The sequence below is a fragment of the Acidovorax sp. SRB_24 genome (assembly GCF_012931925.1).
Genome location: NZ_MWOM01000169.1, coordinates 1 through 766 on the forward strand (window position 1 = coordinate 1; position 766 = coordinate 766).

The 766-nt window shown below is 70.2% G+C and carries 2 pseudogenes; both read left to right on the forward strand.

Features of this window, described 5'->3' with window-relative positions:
- Positions 1-181 (forward strand): annotated as a pseudogene (locus tag B2J89_RS21280) (peroxiredoxin); the annotation flags it as partial.
- Between the two features lie 165 nt (positions 182-346).
- Positions 347-766: pseudogene (locus tag B2J89_RS21285) on the forward strand (PhoH family protein); the annotation flags it as partial.

The following is a 766-nucleotide window of genomic DNA, read 5'->3' on the forward strand; positions in this document are numbered from 1 at the left end:
CGTGGTCAAGAACAAGATCATGTACGGCAAGAAGGTCAAGGGCATCGAGCGCAGCACCTTCCTGGTCAACGAGGAAGGCATCCTGACGCACGAGTGGCGCGGACTCAAGGTGCCGGGCCACGTCGAAGAGGTGCTCAAAGCCGTCAAGTCGCTCAACGCCCTGAAAAAGCAAGCGGCCTGATTTCGGCAGCGGCCCGCGTGCACCGGTGCGCCCGGACGGGCGCCGGGGCCATGCATAATGGACCAATGCCGCTGAACCGCGCGACGCCTTCCTCCTGCACACAAGCCGCCTGGGCCACCAGGCGGCTTTTTGCTATCTAGACCTACCTGTCCGAGGCCTTGCACCATGCCCCTGCCACCCGCCCCCACCCGGCGCGCCGCCCTGCTCTCGCCCGAAGCCTACGAAGCCCCTGTCCGCCGCACTGGCGCACAGGCCACAGCCCAGTCCCTGCCCGCAGCGCCTGACACTGCCGCGCAAGTGACCCCGGCGCGGCCCCCGGCGCGCAAAGCCGCCACCGGCACCTCCAAGGTGCGCAGCATTGCAGACACTGCGCGCCACACCCCCGACGCCCCGGCGAAGGCCCGCGGGCCGGCCCCTGAGGTCATGCCGATCGCTGCGAAGGCGGCGCCCGCGGCACGCCCCCCCGCTCCCGTGGTTGCCGCAGCGCCTGCGCGCGCCCGCAAGGCCCGCGGCACGGGTCCGGCCAAGCTCTTCGTGCTCGACACCAACGTGCTGCTGCACGATCCCACCTGCCTGTTCCGCTTC